This is a genomic window from Paenibacillus mesophilus, assembly GCF_005938385.1.
Lineage (GTDB): Bacteria > Bacillota > Bacilli > Paenibacillales > NBRC-103111 > Paenibacillus_AB > Paenibacillus_AB mesophilus.
Genome location: NZ_VCRA01000020.1, coordinates 1 through 19,701, shown reverse-complemented (window position 1 = coordinate 19,701; position 19,701 = coordinate 1). Strand labels below are relative to the sequence as shown.

General features: G+C 57.3%; 17 protein-coding genes. 14 read left to right on the top strand and 3 right to left on the bottom strand.

The annotated features are described in order from the left end of the window. Positions 1 to 120 precede the first annotated feature (120 nt). The 3 genes from FE783_RS27010 to FE783_RS27000 are packed head-to-tail and all read left to right on the top strand — an operon-like array spanning position 121 to position 4,363. Positions 121 to 1,833: a DNA repair helicase XPB gene (locus tag FE783_RS27010; RefSeq protein ID WP_138882489.1), complete on the top strand. Its 1,713-nt coding sequence runs from the start codon at positions 121 to 123 to the stop codon at positions 1,831 to 1,833. Beyond that, positions 1,823 to 3,892 (top strand): helicase-associated domain-containing protein, encoded by a 2,070-nt coding sequence (locus tag FE783_RS27005; RefSeq protein ID WP_138882488.1) that lies wholly within the window; start codon positions 1,823 to 1,825, stop codon positions 3,890 to 3,892. The genes FE783_RS27010 and FE783_RS27005 overlap by 11 nt, the downstream gene beginning before the upstream one ends. 18 nt (positions 3,893 to 3,910) lie before the next feature. Next, on the top strand, positions 3,911 to 4,363 hold the full coding sequence (locus FE783_RS27000; RefSeq protein ID WP_138882487.1) for a YlbF/YmcA family competence regulator: 453 nt from the start codon (positions 3,911 to 3,913) through the stop codon (positions 4,361 to 4,363). Between the two features lie 13 nt (positions 4,364 to 4,376). Here FE783_RS27000 and FE783_RS26995 read toward each other — a convergent pair whose 3' ends face one another. Continuing rightward, positions 4,377 to 5,381, bottom strand: a complete 1,005-nt coding sequence (locus FE783_RS26995) for an asparaginase (RefSeq protein ID WP_138882486.1) — start codon at positions 5,379 to 5,381, stop codon at positions 4,377 to 4,379. A gap of 112 nt (positions 5,382 to 5,493) precedes the next feature. On the opposite strand from FE783_RS26995, the gene FE783_RS26990 reads away from it, so the two are divergent. The 9 genes from FE783_RS26990 to FE783_RS26950 all read left to right on the top strand — a co-directional run bounded on the left by FE783_RS26990 (position 5,494) and on the right by FE783_RS26950 (position 13,616). Beyond that, entirely contained in the window at positions 5,494 to 5,754 is a 261-nt protein-coding gene (locus tag FE783_RS26990) for a YlbG family protein (protein WP_138882485.1), read from the top strand. 343 nt (positions 5,755 to 6,097) lie between these two features. After that, on the top strand, positions 6,098 to 6,535 hold the full coding sequence (locus FE783_RS26985) for a hypothetical protein (RefSeq protein WP_138882484.1): 438 nt from the start codon (positions 6,098 to 6,100) through the stop codon (positions 6,533 to 6,535). Positions 6,536 to 6,693: 158 nt separating this feature from the next. After that, complete coding sequence (locus FE783_RS26980; RefSeq protein ID WP_138882483.1) at positions 6,694 to 7,605, top strand: selenium metabolism-associated LysR family transcriptional regulator; 912 nt, start codon at positions 6,694 to 6,696, stop codon at positions 7,603 to 7,605. 45 nt (positions 7,606 to 7,650) lie between these two features. Beyond that, a complete protein-coding gene (locus FE783_RS26975) occupies positions 7,651 to 8,520 on the top strand; it encodes a PHP domain-containing protein (protein WP_138882482.1) in 870 nt (289 codons plus the stop codon). Beyond that, positions 8,517 to 9,419: a UTP--glucose-1-phosphate uridylyltransferase GalU gene (galU, locus tag FE783_RS26970; RefSeq protein WP_138882481.1), complete on the top strand. Its 903-nt coding sequence runs from the start codon at positions 8,517 to 8,519 to the stop codon at positions 9,417 to 9,419. The genes FE783_RS26975 and galU overlap by 4 nt, the downstream gene beginning before the upstream one ends. Before the next feature lie 344 nt (positions 9,420 to 9,763). Then, complete coding sequence (locus FE783_RS26965; RefSeq protein WP_138882480.1) at positions 9,764 to 10,786, top strand: Gfo/Idh/MocA family protein; 1,023 nt, start codon at positions 9,764 to 9,766, stop codon at positions 10,784 to 10,786. Then, the gene (locus FE783_RS26960; protein ID WP_138882580.1) at positions 10,783 to 11,799 is read left to right on the top strand and encodes an AraC family transcriptional regulator; all 1,017 of its coding nucleotides are present in this window, start codon (positions 10,783 to 10,785) and stop codon (positions 11,797 to 11,799) included. Before FE783_RS26965 ends, FE783_RS26960 begins: the two co-directional genes overlap by 4 nt. Next, the gene (locus FE783_RS26955; RefSeq protein WP_138882479.1) at positions 11,796 to 12,887 is read left to right on the top strand and encodes a Gfo/Idh/MocA family protein; all 1,092 of its coding nucleotides are present in this window, start codon (positions 11,796 to 11,798) and stop codon (positions 12,885 to 12,887) included. The genes FE783_RS26960 and FE783_RS26955 overlap by 4 nt, the downstream gene beginning before the upstream one ends. 6 nt (positions 12,888 to 12,893) lie before the next feature. Beyond that, positions 12,894 to 13,616 carry an endonuclease/exonuclease/phosphatase family protein gene (locus tag FE783_RS26950; RefSeq protein WP_138882478.1) on the top strand — a complete coding sequence of 241 codons (723 nt, stop codon included), beginning with the start codon at positions 12,894 to 12,896 and terminating at the stop codon, positions 13,614 to 13,616. 66 nt (positions 13,617 to 13,682) lie between these two features. On the opposite strand, the gene FE783_RS26945 is transcribed toward FE783_RS26950, so the two are convergent. Together FE783_RS26945 and FE783_RS26940 are read right to left on the bottom strand one after the other, a co-directional pair. Further along, on the bottom strand, positions 13,683 to 14,417 hold the full coding sequence (locus tag FE783_RS26945) for a class I SAM-dependent methyltransferase (protein ID WP_138882477.1): 735 nt from the start codon (positions 14,415 to 14,417) through the stop codon (positions 13,683 to 13,685). Positions 14,418 to 14,467: 50 nt separating this feature from the next. After that, a complete protein-coding gene (locus tag FE783_RS26940) occupies positions 14,468 to 16,228 on the bottom strand; it encodes an Rqc2 family fibronectin-binding protein (protein WP_138882476.1) in 1,761 nt (586 codons plus the stop codon). 234 nt (positions 16,229 to 16,462) lie between these two features. Between FE783_RS26940 and FE783_RS26935 the strand changes: the two genes are divergently transcribed. Together FE783_RS26935 and FE783_RS38735 are read left to right on the top strand one after the other, a co-directional pair. Then, positions 16,463 to 19,246: a calcium-transporting P-type ATPase, PMR1-type gene (locus tag FE783_RS26935; RefSeq protein ID WP_202916268.1), complete on the top strand. Its 2,784-nt coding sequence runs from the start codon at positions 16,463 to 16,465 to the stop codon at positions 19,244 to 19,246. 217 nt (positions 19,247 to 19,463) lie between these two features. Beyond that, complete coding sequence (locus FE783_RS38735) at positions 19,464 to 19,592, top strand: hypothetical protein (protein WP_274381464.1); 129 nt, start codon at positions 19,464 to 19,466, stop codon at positions 19,590 to 19,592. Positions 19,593 to 19,701 lie beyond the last annotated feature (109 nt).

Genomic DNA, 19,701 nt, shown 5'->3' with positions numbered 1-19,701 from the left:
GTACTCTTTCGGCGAGCGGCGTTCAACGCGTAAAAGCGGGGCGGACCGTTTATTTCCGCCCGATTCTTTTCATACTAATACTGATTTGGAATAAGGGGAATGGAACTGGAGGGAACCGACATGCGCTATGATCCGGATCGGCCGCTGGTTGTCCAAAGCGATTCGACCGTAATGCTCGAAGCCGGCCATCCGCAAGGAGAAGAAGCGGGCATCGCCCTGAGCCGCTTTGCCGAACTGGTGAAGACTCCGGGACTGATCCACACATACCGGATGACGCCGCTGTCCTTGTGGAACGCCGCTTCATCGGGTTTGAGCGTGGAGCACATCATCGGCGTTTTGAACAGCTACGGCAAATTCGATGTGCCGCTGCAGGTGAAGCAAAATGTGAGCCACTTCGTCGGACGATACGGGCTCGTCAAGCTCGTGATCGACGGTCAGCGGATGATGCTCGTTGCGGAAGATAAGGAGCTGCTGGAGAAGCTGTCCGGATACAAGTCGCTCCAGTCTTACTTCATTGGAGGAGCCGCGGCCGATGGCGCGCTGGAAATATCGCCGGTTTACCGGGGCGTAATCAAGCAGGATTTGATCCGGCTCGGATTTCCGGTGCAGGACTTGGCCGGCTATCACCACGGCGAAACGCTGCCGATCCGTCTCCGCGAATCGACCGCGGCGGGCGAGCCGTTCCGGCTGCGCGACTATCAGCGGGCCGCCGCCGACGCTTTCTATAACGGAGAACGGCTGCACGGCGGAAGTGGAGTGGTCGTGCTGCCTTGCGGCGCGGGGAAAACGGTGATCGGCATCGCCGCGCTCGCCAGGCTGCAGTGCGCCGCGCTCATCTTGACGACAAACGTAGCATCCGTGCGCCAATGGAAGCGCGAGCTGCTAGACAAAACCGACCTCGACGAGGAGCTGGTCGGCGAATATTGCGGGGACCGCAAGGAGGTTCGCCCGGTTACGATCGCCACTTATCAAATATTGACGCACCGGCATCGCAAGGAGGACGGATTTTCGCATATGTCGCTGTTCAGCGAGCGCGACTGGGGGCTGATCGTTTATGACGAAGTGCATCTGCTGCCCGCTCCGGTGTTCCGGGCGACCGCCGACATTCAAGCGACCCGCAGACTCGGATTGACGGCGACGCTCGTTCGCGAAGACGGGCGGGAGGAGGACGTGTTCTCGCTCGTCGGCCCGAAGCTGTTCGAGGCCGGGTGGAAAGATTTGGAGCACAAAGGCTGGGTTGCCCGCGTGCAATGTATGGAAGTGCGCGTTCCGCTGCCCGATGAGGTACGGGAGGCGTACTCGCAGGCGGAAGCGCGGCACAAGCAGCGGATAGCCGGGGAAAATCCGGTCAAGCTGGACGTGCTGATCGGCTTGCTGGACCGGCACAAGGAGGAGCAGACGCTCGTAATCGGCCAATATTTGGATCAGCTGAGGCTCATATCCGAGACGGTCGGCGCGCCGATGATATCGGGAGAAATGCCCCACGAAGAGCGGGATGAGCTGTACGAGCGGTTCAACCGCGGCGACATCCGGACGCTCGTCGTATCCAAGGTGGCCAACTTCGCGATCGACTTGCCCGATGCCCGGGTCGCCATCCAGGTTTCCGGCAGCTTCGGCTCGCGGCAGGAAGAGGCGCAGCGTCTCGGCCGGATTTTGCGTCCGAAGCGGGAGGATAACCGCGCCTACTTTTACTCGCTTGTCAGCGACGATACGCGGGAGCAAGATTTTTCGATACACCGTCAGCTGTTTTTGCTGGAACAAGGATACCGATACGAAATCCGGAAATCGGAGCCCGGAGCGGAACGGGAATTGGAGGTGCTGGATGAAGCTTGAGGAATTGCTTGCGAATATGTCGGAACCGATGCGCCATGAAATATGCCGCCATAACGGATGGGCCGGAGCGGAGCCGGACTTGGCGCGTCAGCTCCGGTCGGACGAAGCCGTCCGCCTGATGGTCGATTCGCTTTTTGAGCTGGAGCGAAAGACGCTGGATCTCATCGTGCGCCGTTTCGGCCGCGAACCTTTCGACTTCGCGAAGCTGGAGAAGACGGGGCGGAAGAACTGGTCCGGTGCCGCATTGAAGGTGGGGCTGATCCGGCTATGCCGGAGAGGCATTATATTCGAGCTTCGCAGAAAATGGGGGGAGACGGACTATATCCTTCCGGAGGACTGTTTTCCGCTGTGGCAAAAGCTGCTGCTGCCCATTGCGGCGGACAAGGCGATATATGAGGGGGAAGAAGCCGCTTCCGATTCGCTGTATCGTCCCGGAATAGCCGTTCACATGCTGTCCGTACTGGCTTATATCGCCAAGGAGGATGTAACGGTCACGCAGAAGGGCGGGACTCACAAACGGCATGCGGGACGGCTTGCCGCGCTTGTCCCGGTTCGGGATGAGGAGTTGAAGCCGGCTGAGGGGGCGCCGGCAATCGTAAAAGCCGACTTCGGTTCCGCCGCCGTCGATTTCTTATGCGGAGCGGCGCTCCGGCTGGGCTTGCTCGCCAAAGGAAGCGAGCGGCTGACGGTAAAGCCCGGACGGCTGGCGCAATGGTTCTCGCTGTCCGAGGCGGAGATGAACGATCGACTGTATGAACTATGGAAAACGGCAAACGGTTCGACGGACGTTTGGCTGCAGCATGCGGTATGCTTCGCAGAACAAATGCCGGAAGGAAGCTGGATTTCAATCGGGAGTATGGTCGGGCAGCTGTGCGATGCAGGCGTCGGGACAGCGGATGCCAAATCCGGCGGCCAAATACGGATGACGAACCAGGCCGAACCGCTGCTGTCCTGGCTTGCTCCGCTGGCCGCTTGGGGATGGTCGGAAATTGGCAGTGCGGCGGACGGCAATCGATTATTCCGCTGGCTTCGGAAACCGCAGCCGCTTGGAGCGGACAAGGGATTGCCGCATGACGGATTCGATGGGGAGCAGACCGCTCCGGTCAACCGAACCGATGGCGGGGGGCGGTTCTTCATTCAGCCCGATTTCGAGCTTATAGTGCCGCCCGATTGTTCTTACCGGGTGAGATGGGAGCTGGAGATGATCTGCGAACGTGTCCGGCATGAGCATATGGCCGTATACCGGATGACACGGGAAACGGTAGTTCGGGCGCTGGATCATGGAAGAACGGCGGACGGCACGCTGCAATTTCTGGAAGCCCATGCGAAGTATGCAGTGCCGGACAACGTAAAGGCGGCGATCGCGCAATGGGGCGAGCAGCAGTCGCAGCTGCGGGTGGAGACGGTCACCGTATTGAGATTCCGGGATGAAGCTACGGCGGATACGGTTCGCCGGAACGATCGGATCGCGCCGCTGCTTGCTGAAGCATTGGGGCCTGCGGCATGGGTCGTACGTGCGGATAAGGCGGCGGAGCTTAGGGCGCTGCTCGAGCGGAGCGGCTATAGCCCCGGCGGGATCAAGCGCGGAGCGGATGAGGAAGGCGCTTCGTTTCCGCTTCTGGATGAAGCCGCGCAGCAGCCGGAGCCGCCGGTCGAAGCCGGGGGACTGGACCCTATTCCAGCCGATGGAGGCGTTCCCTCTAAAGGGCTTATTTACTCGAAGGCGGCGGTGCAGTATTATGATAGAGAGTGCAATTTTCCGTTAATCGAAGACGTGTATCCCGGACTGCAGGAAGTTCCGCCGATATGGCTGAAAGACCTCAGAACGTATCACGTATCGACCCGCAAGCAGATGGTCCAGAAGGCGTTGGACTGGAAAGCGTGTCTTCGGCTGCGGAAAGCAGGCGCCGATACTCTACTAATCCCTCTTCGTCTGGACGGCATCCGCGACGATTGGGCGGTTACCGGCTTCGAGCAAATGAACGAAGTCCGGCTGCAGCCCGATCAGTGGGAGGAGATGCAGCTCATATTGCCGGGAATCAACGACGAGTCCCGGTGACGGAGGAGGACGGAACCGATGAGCATGACCGAGACGCAAACGCTTGATATGGCGCAATTGCTCCTGCAGGCGTACAATGTCGGAGACATGATCAATAGCTCCGCGGAAGTGGCGGAATATATACGATGGAAAAACGCCGTGGAACGAGATTCCGAAATCCAGACGGCCGTATCGGCTTTCGCCAAGGCGAAGCTGAATTTCGAGGATTGCGAAAGATTCGGACATTTTCACCCGGATTACCATGCCGCGTTGGAAGCAGTCCATAAAGCGCAGGAGAAGCTCGACGCCTTCGAAGCGGTCCGACGGTTCAAGGAAGCGGAATCGCTGCTCGACGATTTGCTGTTCAGCGTGTCGGAGACAATCGCACATGCCGTTTCGGAAACGATCAAGGTGCCGAGCAACAACCCGCTGCCGACAGGCGGCAGCTGCAGCACCGGCGGATGCAGCGGAGGGTGCAGCAGCTGCGGCTGACAAGCCCGCACAATCAGTGCAGCTTGAAATCGGGCACGACGGCGCCGACCTCGTCTTTGCTCCAGTTCCGCACAGGCGGACGATGGAACGGGGCGAGGGCGGCCCGCTCGTCGGGCTTCAGCCAGCCGAGTTGGATAAGCGCTTCCACAACCGCCGGATACAGCGCCCTCTGCGCCCCGTCCGCGATTTTGACGGCCAGAGCGGCGCCTTCCCCGGGGGCGGTTAACGCAAAGACGCCTTCGGCGCCCATTTTGCCGATGATGCGGCCGCCCGTCGCTTCGATCAGCCGGGTATCGAACCGATCCGTTCCGGCCATGTAGTGCGGATGATTGCGGACGGCATCGAGAATGGTGCGGCAAGCGGCAGCGCGCGGCTCGTCGAGCCGGGCCGGTGCGCCCAGCGTGGCGAACGCGTATGCGAGCCGATCGAGCGGCAGGCCGAATACCGGGACGCCGCAGCCGTCGGTGCCGAGGCGAATGCGTCCGGGCGATACGCCGGCCAGATCGGCTATAGCGCGGAGCATCGCTTGCTGCACCGGGTGATCGGGCGAGACATAGCCGCCGGTCGGAGCGTTCATGATGCGAGCTAACGCCAGCATTCCGGCATGCTTGCCCGAGCAGTTGTTGTGCAGCCGGGTCGGCTCCTCGCCCGCCCGCTTCATCCGGTCTGCCGCCGGCTCATGAAACGGATAGTGCGAACCGCACAGCAGCGCATCCGGCGCAAGCCCGAGCTTGCCCAGCATGTCGGCCACGGTTCGGACATGCTCGCTCTCTCCGTTGTGAGACGCGCACATCAGCGCGATCTGCTCGCCGGTCAGACCGAATCGCCGGTCGGCGCCCGCCTCGATAACCGGGACGGCCTGCAAAGGCTTGGCGGCCGATCTGGCAAATGTAAGATAGCCGGCATCTCCGGCATAAGCAAGCAAGCTGCCCTTCGCCTCGACGACGGCAATATGCCCGTGATGGACCGATTCCGTCAAAGGTCCCCGCTCGATGCGTACCAATAGTTCTGAACTCATGATTTGCGATCACTCCCGTTTGTGTAGTCATCATGCTGGCTTCCTCAAGCCATGATTGCGCCGCAATTTTACAGCCGTTAAGGCGATCCGATAGAAGGAAGGAAAGAAGACGATGTATCCACTACGCACCGGCCTCATCTTGTGGGTGTCCGACCTGAAGCAGACGAAGCATCTGGAGAAGTTCGGCACCATTCATTACGTCTCGAAGCGAATGCACTACGTCGTCTTATACGTAAATGCCGAGAAGGCGGATGAAACGACGAAGGCGATCCAGAAATTGTCGTTCGTAAAAAAAATCGAGAGGTCGTTCCGAAACGAGATCCGTACGGAATATAATAGTAATGTGCCAGATAAAGCGAAACTTTACACATAGAAACCGTCGCGTAATAACGTATCTGCTTGGAGATACGTATTGCTTGATATGAGAAATCGGGCGTCGGTTACTAGGTAAATGCGGGAATATTCCATAGCCGGGCGAAGTGCATTCCCTTTTGCCGGCTTCATTCATAAGATTTAATTATACCATGCCGGATCGTATTCTTAATAGTTGGCGGACGGCATGTTTTTTAAAAAATTCGCGTACCTCAAACGGGCGGTCAAACTTCAAAAAATAGTACATATTCCATTTGGAAAAATATTAAAGATCGAGTAAAATAAAGTTAACTTCGATGTACATAGGTAATAAGGCCTGATTCGGTAGGAAAGGGGTTGGGATTATGAAGGATAAAATTATGGATCGCTGGAGCACGTATGAACCGTTCTACGTCGTGTTGGGCGATAAAAAAATAGCCGACATCATCATTACGAATCATGCCCGATCCCGCTGGATCGATCGCGTAGAAAGCGAAAAGACCGGCTTCGAGGATATTTGCGCTTTTCTGTGGGATCGGTTGAAAAAAGACCAAATCAAGCCTTATTACAAAAACGAGAAAGACGTCTATGTCATCGAGGAAGACTTGGTCATGGTAGCCGAGTTTTCCGTACTCGAGAACGAATACGATATTGCCGGCAACCCGCTCCACAAAATGATAATCGTCACTTTCTTGGGACGCATGTCCGAGGTGATCGAGCTGCGGGACTTGAAATCCTATTATTCCTGGCTCCGGCATTCCCGGAGAATGACTTTGATCAAGAACAGCCGTAAACGGAAATAACGACAGCCGTCGTTTCGATCAAGCATGCAGCCGCAAGCGGCCCGCATGCTTTTTTAACCTGTATAGAGGTTATAAATTTCGGTCGTATTTCGTTTCCATTTGTTGCAAACCGGCGGCCGTTCCGCTACAGTATCTAATAGAAAGGGGGCGGGAGCGGTATGGCGTTAAATTTTCATCAGCTGCATATTTTTTATACGGTAGCCGATAAGGGAAGCTTCTCGATGGCGGCACAGGCGCTTCATATGACGCAGCCCGCAGTGACGATGCAGGTTCAGTCGCTCGAAGATTATTTCGGCACGAAGCTGCTCCAACGGTCCACGAAAAAAATCGAATTGACCGAAGCCGGCCGTACGCTGCTTCCGTTCGCCAAACGAAGCATCGATCTGATCAAAGATACGGATATCGCGATGTCCAAATTTACCCATATGCTGGAAGGGCGCCTGCAGCTCGGAGCGAGCCTTACGATCGGCGAATATATACTGCCCCGGCTGCTGGGGCCGTTCAGCAAAGAATACCCGAGTATCTCCGTCAGCCTGAAGGTTATGAATACGACGCAAATTCTTGAGGAAATCTTTAATCATCAGTTGACGTTCGGCCTCGTCGAAGCGCCGATTCATCACCCCGACGTCAAAGCGGAAATCGTGCTGAACGACGAGCTGAAGCTGATCGTTCCTTCGGATCATCCGCTTGCCGTTCAGGAATCGATTACGCTGGACGATGTGCTGAAGTATCCGTTCATCCTGCGCGAGCAAGGATCGGGTACGCGGCAGGTGATGGAGGAAGAGCTGCAGCGAGTCGGCTTCGGGACGGACCGGCTCAAAATCGTCATGGAGCTTGGCAGCACCGGAGCGATCAAATCCGCGGTGGAAGCGGGCCTCGGCATAACCCTCATGTCGCCTACGGCCGTCAGACACGAGACGGCGCTCGGCATTTTTAAAGTGAAATCGATCGAAGGCTTGACCTTTACCCGGCACTTTTATTCGATCTATTTGCAGGCGGCTCTTCTCCCGATTTCGGCGGTCACGTTTTTGACGTTTTTGCGGGAGCGCGATTTGAATGCCTGGTTATGAGCCGGTAAGCAAGCGAATATTCATAGGAAAGCGAGGAACGACAGCGTGACGGAACGGTATGACCTGCATTCGCATACGACCGCTTCAGACGGTACGAACGCTCCCGCCGTAAATGTCAGACTGGCACGGGAAGCCGGGCTTCGCGGGCTCGCCATTACGGATCACGACACGGTGGCGGGCGTCGCAGAGGCGGTGGCCGAAGGGAAAAGCTTGGGCATGACGGTCATCCCCGGCGTGGAAATAAGCACGGTCGCGGACGGACGGGATATTCACGTGCTAGGTTACTACATCGATACGGAAGACCCTGTATTCCGGCAGCGTCTGGAACAGCTGAGGCGTACCCGCGATTTGCGCAACGAGATGATACTGGCCAAGCTGGCCGAGCTGGGGCTTCCCGTGACGATGGATGAGGTGCTGGAACAATCGCGCAAGAAGCCCGGCAAAGACGAGACGGTAGGTCGCCCCCATATCGCAGCGGTGCTTGTCGGGAAAGGGTATGTCGCCGACATGAGCGAAGCGTTCGACCGATACTTGGGCAATGGCGCGGCGGCCTACGTCAATCCCCCTCGCAGCCGTCCGGAGGATGCGATCGATTGGATCCGCGAAGCGGGCGGAGTGCCCGTCATTGCACATCCCGGCCTGTACGGAAACGATGAGCTCGTACAACGGCTGATCGAATATGGAGCTGCTGGCATCGAGGCGTACCATTCCGACCATTCGCCGGAAACCGAAGCGCATTATGCGGATATGGCGGAGCGGTTCGGATTGATTGCGACCGCAGGCTCGGATTTCCACGGCTCGAGGGGCGGAGTCGTCTTCCACGCGCCGCTCGGGGCTCGCCATGCCGGTGCCGACATCGTACAGCGTCTGCAAGCTTCAAGCCGTTATTTCGAGAGGAGCCGTGACCGGTCGTGACTATACGTAAAGCCATTATACCCGCAGCGGGACTCGGTACGCGTTTCCTGCCCGCCACGAAGGCGCAGCCGAAAGAAATGCTGCCGATCGTCGACAAGCCGGCGATCCAGTACATTATTGAAGAAGCGATCGAGTCCGGCATAGAGGACATTATTATCGTAACCGGGCGCAACAAAAGGGCGATCGAGGATCATTTCGACAAATCGGTCGAGCTGGAGGCGACGCTCGAAGAGAAGGGCAGCTCGGATCTGCTGCGCATCGTGCAGGACATATCCAATATGGCCGACATTCACTATATCCGGCAAAAGCAGCCGCTCGGTCTCGGCCATGCCGTCCACTGCGCGAGAAAGTTTATCGGAGACGAACCGTTCGCCGTGCTACTTGGAGACGACATCATCGACTCCAATCCGCCTTGCTTGAAACGGATGATCGATTTGTACGAGCGCGAGCGTTCGTCCGTCATCGCGGTGCAGCGCGTACCTTGGGAAGACGTGCAGAAGTACGGGATCGTTTCTCCTTCGGAATCGGTAAACGGACCGGTCCCCTACTCGCGGATCGAAGATTTGGTCGAGAAGCCGGACCGCGAGGCGGCCCCTTCCAATATGGCCGTTATCGGCAGATACATCATCGAGCCGGATATTTTCCGGCTGCTCGAGGAGTGCAAGCCGGGCCGCGGCGGAGAAATCCAGCTGACGGACGCGCTTCGCCTGCTGAATACGATCAAGCCGATGATCGCTTATCCGATCGAGGGCAAGCGGTACGACATCGGGGACAAATTCGGCTATATCGAAGCGACGATCGAATTTGCTTTGTCGCGCGACGATTTGAAGCAGGACGTTAAGCAATATTTGACGTCGCTCGTAGAGGGATGGACGCTCGGATCGGGAGCGAGAAGGTAGAACGATGGATTTGCGGGCCTGCGGGCCCGCTTTTTTTTAATTCGAAGAAGGCTCCGCATCGTGGGGTAATCTTGTGAGGAGTTTGCCGGTTGCGAGAATAGTGTTCCTGTAAGGGGATTTGAAGGCTTGTCGTAATATTTGAGTAAGAATGTCACAATATAGCACTAATCAACGGCGATGAACTGTGGTATTTTGTAGGGAGTGTCGTATTTTTTCAGTACATAGGAGCTTTAACGGAATTACCTCCCTGACTGACGACCGGAGCTTTGTCGAGTCCGGCAAGTCCCGTTCGTCAGTGAGCAGATATTCCGTAAAAGTTCCATATCCGAGGGAGTGGATCTATTGTGATTCGTGTGGCCATGCTGAGCTTTTGGCACGTGCACGCCAAAGATTACGCCAAACAAATTAACGAGCATCCGGATACGGAAATTGTAGCGGTATGGGACGAAATAGCCGAAAGAGGCCAAAAGGAAGCCGAAGCCAGAGGTGTAAGGTTCTATGAATCGCTTGACGAGCTGCTTGCGCAGCCGGATATCGATGCGGTAGTCGTCGATACGCCTTCGAATATGCACCGGGATGTTATGGTCAAAGCGGCGAACGCCGGCAAACACATCTTTACGGAGAAAGTATTGGCCACGACGATCCGGGAAGCGAATGAGATCGTAGCTGCCGTAGAGAAGGCGGGCGTCAAGCTGACCGTATCGCTTCCCCGTCTGAACGACGGCTACACGCTTGCTATTCAGGAAGTGCTGAACCAAGGACTGCTCGGCGAATTGACGCTGGTGCGCGCACGCTTGTCGCATGGCGGAGCGGTGGCGAACTGGCTGCCTGCGCATTTCTATAACCTGGAGCAGACGGGCGGGGGAGCGCTGATCGATCTGGGCTGTCATCCGATGTATTTGACCCGCCTGTTCCTCGGGCTCCCGGAAAGCGTTACCGCGAACTACGGATATGTGACGGGCAAAGAGGTCGAGGACAACGCCGTAGCCGTACTCCGTTATCCGAACGGGGCGCTTGGCATCGTGGAGGCGGGCTTCGTCAACAAGTTCTCGCCGTTTACTTTGGAGCTTCACGGCACGGAAGGATCGATGTTGTTCGGAACGCCGGACAACCGGATCGTATTGCGCACGTCCAAGCTCGGCGAAGAAGCTTCCAAATCGTGGACCGTGAAGGAACAGCCCGCAAACCGGGCGACGGCGATCCAGCAATGGGTAGGGCATATCCGGAACAATACGGTGGCGTCCGAAAATATCGCGCTTGCGCTCGACTTGACGAAGCTGATGGAAGCTTCCAATTTGTCCGTACAAAGCGATCAAGCCGTGAAGCTGAGCGAGCTTGCGCAAGAAGACGCAGCCAGGTGGGTATGACCGATACGGGCGATGCCGTCCTTCACTCGGCGAAGCGCGTGGAGAAGCGCAATCCGTATGCATTTATCAACGGCAGGCATAAGGAATGGGAACGGCGCGATATCCGGTTCCGCTGGGGCAACTACGGCTTCCGCATCCTTCACTTTCATTGGACGACGTTCTCCCCTTCCAGGGTAGTCGGGTTCCATAAGCACGCCGAGTACGAATTTCACTTTATTCCGCGCGGTAAAGGCGTCGTGATTATGGACGATATCGCTCACCCTTTTCACGAAGGGATGTTTTACTTGACCGGGCCCGATGTCGAGCATCGGCAGGAGGCGGACGACCGGGAAGGTATGGATGAGCTGTGTCTGCATATCGATATCGTGAAGCTCGACACGGCTTCGTCTTTGGCTCATGAGGACGGGATGGAGGCGTCGTCCGGCTGGGGGGCGGATTCCGAGGCGGACGAAGCCGAAGAATGCGTAAGGCGTCTGCAGGAGCTGCCGCGCAGGCCGACGGCGGATCAGTTCGGCGCCATGGATCGCTTTATGACGGCATTTCTGGCCTGGACCGAGAACGAGCCCGGCATGTATACGACGATCAAGCAGTCGGTCATTCAAATTTTGCTCCGCTCGGTGCGGGCTTTCGGTCATCATCAGGCGGAGTCGAGCATTCCTACGCGGGATATGAACGCCTACCGCATCCAGATGGCGAGTCAATTTATTGAAGCCAATTACATGCGCCAAATTACGCTCGAGGACGTGGCGGAGAAAATCCATATAAGCGGCAGACAGCTGCAGCGCATTTTCCGCGAGAACGGCATGGGCTCCTTCAGCGACTACGTTGAAGAGGTTCGGCTGCAAGCGGTGTGCCGAAGCTTGGCCGGTACGGATGAGCCGATCGAACGCATAGCGCTCGCGCAAGGCTTTTCCAGCTCCAACTATTTGTATTTCGTATTTCGAAAACGATTCGGCATGACTCCGGGCGCATACCGGAAAAATACGCGAAGCGAGGCGAAACAGGCGAAATGACTACCAACCGTACGATACGAATCGGCATTATCGGCAGCGGCGGTATTGCACGCGCTCATGTGGCCGCATACAAAACGATAGACAACGTACAAATCGTCGCCGTGGCCGACGTAGTCCCAGGCAAAGCGGCGGAATTCATTCAGGCGACCGGGCTGACCGACGCGAAAGCGTTCGAAGACCATCGCGAGCTGCTGCAATCGGATTTGGACGGCGTCAGCATCTGTACGCCGAATATGGCGCATTACCGGACAGCGGTCGATGCCATGGAAGCGGGCAAGCAGGTTTTATTGGAAAAGCCGATGTCCGTTACGCTGGACGAAGCGATCGACATGGTGGAAGTATCCAAACGGACGGGGCGTATGCTGACGATCGGCTTCCAGCCGCGCTATGACCCGAATATGGACGTTATCCGCAACATCGTCCAGTCGGGCAAGCTCGGCAATGTGTACTACGTAGAGACGGGCGGAGGCCGCCGCCGGGGCATGCCGCGCGGGACGTTCGTCCGCAAGGAGCTGGCCGGAGCGGGCGCGATGGCCGATATCGGCTGCTATTCGCTCGATATGGCGCTTAACGCACTGGGCTATCCGAAGCCGCTCAGCGTCAGCGCGTACACGTCCAACTTCTTCGGCACGAATCCGCAGTACCACCCCGAAGCCGATAAGTTCGACGTCGAGGATTTCGGCGTGGCGCTTGTTAGGCTGGAGGGCGGCATTGCGCTGAATTTCAAAATCAGCTGGGCGATGCATATGGATACGCTCGGGGCGACGATGTTTCTCGGTTCCGAGGGCGGGCTGAAAATTACGCCTGCCGGCAAAGGGCCTTGGAGCGGCGTATGGGACGGCAAAGTAGGAAGCATTACGCTGTTCCACGACGTGCTCGGCCATCAGACGGAAAGTCCGATCCCGATCAAGGAGCATTCGATCAACTTGTTCCACGAGAAAGTCAAAGATTTCGTAGCGGCGATCCGCGAAGGGCGCGCCGCCCCGATTCCGGGCGAGCAAATTTTGTACAATCAGGCGATCATCGACGGGGTGCTGCGCTCTTCCGAGCTGAAGCGCGAAGTCGAAATATCGCTGCCGAACCGGTGACGCAAGATGGCTCAGTCGTTCAAGCTGATGTCGTTCAACATTCAGTTCGGTACGGACTATGCGAAGGTGCCGAATTTGCCTAAGACGATCGATACGATCGCCGCGGCCGACCCGGACATCGTAGCTTTGCAGGAAGTCGATAAGCATTGGTCGAAACGGAGCGGGTTCGCCGATCAGGTTCGGATCTTGTCCGAAGCGCTCGGCATGCACGCCGCATACGGGGCCAATCTGGACCTGGAGCCTCCGGAGCCGGGAGCGCCGCGCAGACAATACGGAACCGCGGTATTAAGCAAATACGAGATCGTCGGCAATCGAAACTACCCGCTGAGCAGTTTCGGCTACGAGCAGCGGGGGCTCCTCGAGACGGAGATCGACATAAATGGGACGCGGCTCGGCTGTTATTGCATCCACATGGGGCTGACACCCGATCAGCGTCTGGTGCAGGCGAAGGAAGCGCTGGCGATTATCCGGCGGCGGGAGGGACCCCTCGTGCTGGCCGGGGATTTCAATGCCGCCCCGGACAGTCCGGAGCTGCATCTGCTGCTGGACGGGGGGATGGCCGACTGCTTCGCCGGCCTCCCGGACGTCCTCACCTTCCCGTCCGACGCTCCGACCGACAGAATCGATTATATTTTGCATTCCGGCCGGCTTGTCAAACTTCAGGCGGCCGTACTGGAATCAACGACGTCGGATCATCGTCCGATCCTTGCCGGATTTGCCGTGAAGTAGGAATGTAAAGAGCAGTACGGGCGATCCTCTTAGGGACAACGCCGTACTGCTCTTTTTGTTGCCGTATTAGTCTTTAACGGCCGAGATTAGGAGAAAGATGGGGCGGCGCGTCTCGTCCCGCATTTCGGGATGCTTATCGAGTAATTCCGGAGACGGCTGCGGTTCCGAAATACTCGCAATCCTGAAGCCGGCATCGATCAGCGCATTTATATGAGTGGCCACTGTACGATGATACTTCACGACATCGTTGTCCAGAAATCTGGCTTCGCGCGGCCCTTCGTCCTGGTAACGGTCGACGGGCCAATGCAATCGTTCGCCATTCGGACCGTAGTGCCAATCTTGCGCGGCGAGCGCGGTGAAGACCGGGTGTTCGAACGATAGCACGAACGCGCCTCCCGGTGCCAGACACTGATGCACTTTCTGACACACAATATCGAACCGTTCGACATAATGAAGGGCAAGCGAGCTGATCGCCACGTCAAATTCCGCCGCATCGAAATGCATATCTTCGATCGCGAGTATGCGGTACTCGATCGCGGGATCGTCGGTGCTTTCCCTCGCACGCGCAATCATATTCTCGGACAAGTCTATCCCCACCACCGACCGGGCTTGCCGTTCGCGCGCATACCGGCAGTGCCAGCCGAAGCCGCAGCCGATATCGAGCACCCTTTTGCCGCGCAGCTCGGGCAGCAGCGCACGGAAGGCGGGCCATTCCCCGGCGGAATCGAGTCCTCCGACCGAACGGGGCATTCCGCTGTATTTTGCGAAAAATCCGGGGTCATCGTATTTGTTTTGTTTCATAATAGACAGTCTCCTCTTTGTAGAACATCGCGGCTGAGCGGCATTTAGCCTTACTTCACCGTCACCGACATCGATTTGACCGCCTGCTCGTCAGGCGTCATGAACAGCGTCTTCTGCCTCTCGTATATAACGAAGCCCGGTTTCGACCCGTTAGGCTTGCGCACATGGCGGATCAGCGTATAGTCGACCGGCACTTGGCTGGACGATTTCGCCTGGCTGTAGTAGGCCGCGAGCATAGCCGCTTCCTGCAGCGTCGTTTCGCCGAATTTGTCGGCGCGGATGACGACGTGGGAGCCCGGGATGTCTTTCGTATGCAGCCAAGTGTCGTTCGGCTGGGCGAGGCGGTTGGTCAAATATTCGTTCTGCATGTTGTTTTTGCCGACGTAGATCGGGATGCCTTCGCCGGATGTGTAGCAGGTGAGGACCGGCTTGTCGGTTTTTTTCTTCTTGCCGTTCCGCTTCTTGCCGCCGCGTTCGCGAACGTAGCCTTGCTCGACCAGCTCGTCGCGGATTCCTTCGATGTCGGCGAGCGAGGCGCGGTCCAGCTGAGCCAGCAATGTGTCCATATAGACGAGCTCCGCGTTCGTCGAATCGATCTGCTCCTCGACGGCGGTCAAGCTGTTGCGCAGCTTCGTATACTTCTTGAAATAGCGTTGGGCATTTTCCGACGGCGTCAGAAGCGGGTCCAGCTCGATCTTGACCGTCTTCTGCTCTTCGTCGTAGTAATTCACGACCTCGATCGATTTCTCGCCCTTGCGCATCAGGTGAAGGGAGGCGGTCAGCAGCTCGCCGAGGATGCGGATGTCGTCCGCTTCCTTCGCGTCTTCGATCGTCTCCCGCAGCTTCTCCAGCTTCTTGGCGTTTTTGCCGCGCTCGTTCTGCAACAAACGGAGCAGGTCGGAGGCGCGCTGCTTGACCGTGTCGCGCTCCGCCTTGTCCCCGTAATACGCCTCGAGACACGCGCTGACGGAATCAAATCGGCTCGCCGTACCTTCCACATGCGTCAGTGCCATGACGGAAAAGTACGTTTTCCCGCTTGCCTCCTCTTCAACGATAACGGGCTCGTACCGGTCGGCCGCGACCGCCGCCATCATATCCCGGAAAGAGCTCCACAGCGCCTTCATATCCGTCAGACCGACGGTAGCGCCGGCCGCCGATCCGCTCCGGTGGACGATTTCTTTGGCCGCAAGCGGACTTAATCCGCTGAACCGGTCGACGAGCTGCTGCCTTGTCAGCTTGCCGCTCTCCTCCTCGGCTTGCATGGCCGCGAGAAACAGCGGTTCGGTCGTCTCCAAAGGGTTTGCCTTGCCTTGCTCCGGCGGAGCCGTATAAGTGCTTCCGGGCATGACGATCCGATAGGCGCTGATAGCCGGCGTGACGTGGTGAATGCCGTCGAGTACCGTCCCCGTTCTCGGATCGAGCAATATGATATTGCTGTGACGGCCCATAATCTCGACGACGATCCGCTTGAAGCTGACATCGCCGATTTCGTCGCGCTGTCTGACGTCGATGTGGAGAATGCGTTCGAGACCGACCTGCGACACCTTCTCGATAACGGCGCCTTCGCAATGCTTGCGCAGCAGCATGCAGAACATGGGGGCGTCGGTCGGATTCGTCGATTGCCCTTCCGTGAAATGCACGCGCGGATACGTAGGGTTGGCCGAGACGAGCAGCTTGCGGTTTTGGCCTTGCGCCCGGATATGAAGGTATATGTCGTGCCCGGTAGGCTGATAAATTTTATTGATTCGGCCGCCTACGCACGCCGTCAGCTCGCTGACGACCGCTCGGGTGACGAGACCGTCCAAAGACATAATCCAAACACTCCTTCTGATTCGAACAGTTTCGTTATTCCGGCCCGGTGCCCGGCTTCCCTCTATCATGCCATAAACGGGGAGGGCCGAACAAATATTATAATCGTTTTTTACAAAACCGGAAATGTGAAAAATACCGCGCATCGGACGGGCGGTGGGATATTTTGCTGCTTGTCTGAATACATATACCTTGAGTGGGCGTGTACAATACAGCGCTTCGGGAGGGAAAAAAGCGTGGAACAGAAGAAGTGGTATCAGATGGGAACGGAGGAAACGGCCCGGGCGCACAATGTCGTTCCGGCGCAAGGACTGACGTGGGATGAAGCGAAGGCTCGCCGAGAGCGGCATGGGGAGAACGAACTGACGGAGAAGCGGAATGTCTCGCTGATCGCGTTGTTTTTGAATCAGTTCAAAGATTTCATGGTGCTCGTGCTCATGGCGGCCACGCTCATATCCGGGCTGCTCGGCGAATATTTGGATGCGATCACGATCGTGGCGATCATCGTCATGAACGGCATTCTCGGCTTCATTCAGGAATTTCGCGCGGAGCGGTCGCTGCGGGCGCTCAAGGAGCTGTCGGCCCCGTCGGCGAAAGCGATTCGCGACGGCACGCTCGTGCAAATCCCGGCCAAGGAGCTCGTGGCGGGCGATATCGTCCTGATCGAGAGCGGCGACCGTATTCCGGCCGACATCCGATGGATCGAAGCGAACAGCCTCTATGTGGAGGAATCCGCTCTGACCGGGGAATCGGTTCCCGTGCGCAAGCATACGGATGAGCTGCAGGAAGGCGAAGTGCCGCTCGGCGATCAGAAAAACCTGGGCTTCATGGGCACGATGGTGACGCGCGGAACGGCGAAAGGGATCGTGGTCCGGACCGGCATGGAGACGGAAATGGGCAAGATCGCCGATTTGATCCAGAACACCGAGGCGATGGAAACGCCGCTGCAGCACCGGCTGGAGCAGCTCGGGAAAATCCTTATCGCCGTAGCGATCGGGCTGACGATTATGGTCGTAGTGGCGGGCATTCTTCACGGGCAGCCGCCGTACGCGATGTTCCTGGCGGGAGTAAGCCTAGCGGTCGCCGCCATCCCGGAAGGACTGCCGGCAATCGTAACGATCGCGCTCGCGCTCGGCGTGCAGAGAATGATCAAGCGCAAGGCGATCGTCCGAAAGCTGCCGTCCGTAGAGACGCTCGGCTGCGCTTCGGTCATCTGCTCGGACAAAACGGGTACGCTGACGCAAAATAAAATGACGGTGACGCATGTTTGGCTCGGCGGCGAAGTGCTGGAGGTGACGGGCGACGGCTACGAGCCTGCGGGACAAATCGTCAGCAACGGGGCGACGGTCGATTTGCGGCAAAACCAAACGCTGCGCAGGCTGCTGCAAATCGGGGTTCTTTGCAACAACGCCGTCCTTCACGAAGAAATGCCGGAGCAGAAGCGCAAAGGAAGCAAAGGTCCCGTTAAGCCGATTTATTCGATCAAAGGAGATCCGACCGAAGGCGCGCTTGTCGTTCTGGGGGCCAAGGCGGGCATAACCCGCCAGTCGCTGGAAGGGCTGTATGAACGGAAAGGCGAGCTGCCGTTCGATTCTGACCGCAAGCGCATGTCCGTGCTTATGCAGCACCAAGGCGGCCGTCTGCTGTTCACGAAAGGCGCCCCGGACGTCGTGCTGGAGAAATGCACGTACGTATTGTGGGACGGTAAAGTGATTCCGTTTACCCCTACGCTGAAACAGAAAGTGACGGCGGCAAACGAAGGAATGGCCCGCTCCGCGCTGCGCGTGCTCGGGCTCGCCTACAAGGAGCTGAAATCGACCGATCGCGAAGAAACGCCTCAAGAGCTGGAGCAGCAGCTCGTGTTCGTCGGCCTTGCCGGGATGATCGACCCGCCCCGCAAAGAAGTGCGGGATGCGATTCAAATATGCAAGCGGGCAGGCATCAAGACGGTGATGATAACCGGCGACCACCAGACGACGGCCGAGGCGATCGCCCGCCAGCTCGGCATGATTCCGCAGAACGGCTTGTCCATCTCCGGTCAGCAGCTGTCGGCATTGTCCGATGACGAGCTGGACGAGAAAACCGACCACGTGTACGTGTTCGCGCGAGTATCGCCCGAACACAAGCTGCGGATCGTCAAGTCGCTGCAGCGCAAAGGCCATGTCGTAGCGATGACGGGCGACGGCGTCAACGACGCCCCGGCGATCAAGGCGGCGGATATCGGCATAGCGATGGGACAGACCGGCACCGACGTGACGAAGGAAGCGTCCTCGCTTGTCTTGAGTGACGACAATTTTGCCACGATCGTGGCCGCCATAGAGGAAGGTCGCGGAATATACGAAAACATCCGCAAGTTTATCCGGTATTTGCTCGCCAGTAACGTCGGCGAAATTATGACGATGTTCCTGGCCATGATGATGGGAATGCCCTTGCCGCTCGTGCCGATTCAAATCCTGTGGGTCAACCTCGTGACGGACGGTCTGCCGGCCATGGCGCTCGGCGTCGATCAGCCGGAGAAAGATTTGATGCAGCAGAAGCCCCGTACCGCCAAAGAAAACATATTCGCCCGCCGATTGGGCTGGAAAATCATCAGCCGCGGCATCTTGATCGGAATATGCACATTAGCCGCATTCTGGCTTATGCTCCGGGAAAATCCCGGCAGCGCCGAAGTGCTGATCAAGGCACAATCCGTCGCCTTCGCCACACTCGTTATGGCGCAGCTGATCCACGTGTTCGACTGCCGGAGCTCGAGATCGATTTTCCATCGCAATCCGTTTCAAAACAAATATTTGGTGCTGGCCGTCCTGTCGTCCTTGGCGTTGATGCTTGTCGTCATGTATGTCGAGCCGCTGCAGCCGATTTTCAAGACGGTGCCGCTCGGGATGAAGGAGTGGATCATTACGCTTATATTCGCAGGCATTCCGACGTTCCTCATGGGACTTGGCAGCGTCATGACGACGCAGCGCCGCAAACGCCGCAAGCTCGTCGGCGGTTACGGCTCCAAGCCCGCAACGAGATAATGCGGGGACCCCGAAATTTATAAGCTCTTCAAAAAACGAAAAAGCCGGGCCGAATGGCCAATGTCATTAAGTTAAGGCGAAGAGCCCAAAATTAAGAACAAGAGCAGGTTATCGAAAAGATAGCCCGCTCTTTTTTTGCACGAAAATAAAAAATAGAACTTGACAAACAGTTGGTAATGTGTGGCGAAGCCCCTTGAAAAACGAGGAGGTTACGCCAATGGATGAGTACGCGAATTCGCTAAAAGAAACGCTGACATCCCTCATACGAGAAATGGCAGCTGCACCAGCACCTTATGTCAAAAATCCTGAAAAAGATTTTACCCGCAAGAAAAAAGTTGCCCTTTGACACGGTTATGCAACTCCTGATCTCAATGGGTGGCAACAGCCTATATAAGGAACTCTTGGAATCGCAGGGCTATGACGTAAACACCGCAACTACTTCTGCTTTTGTCCAG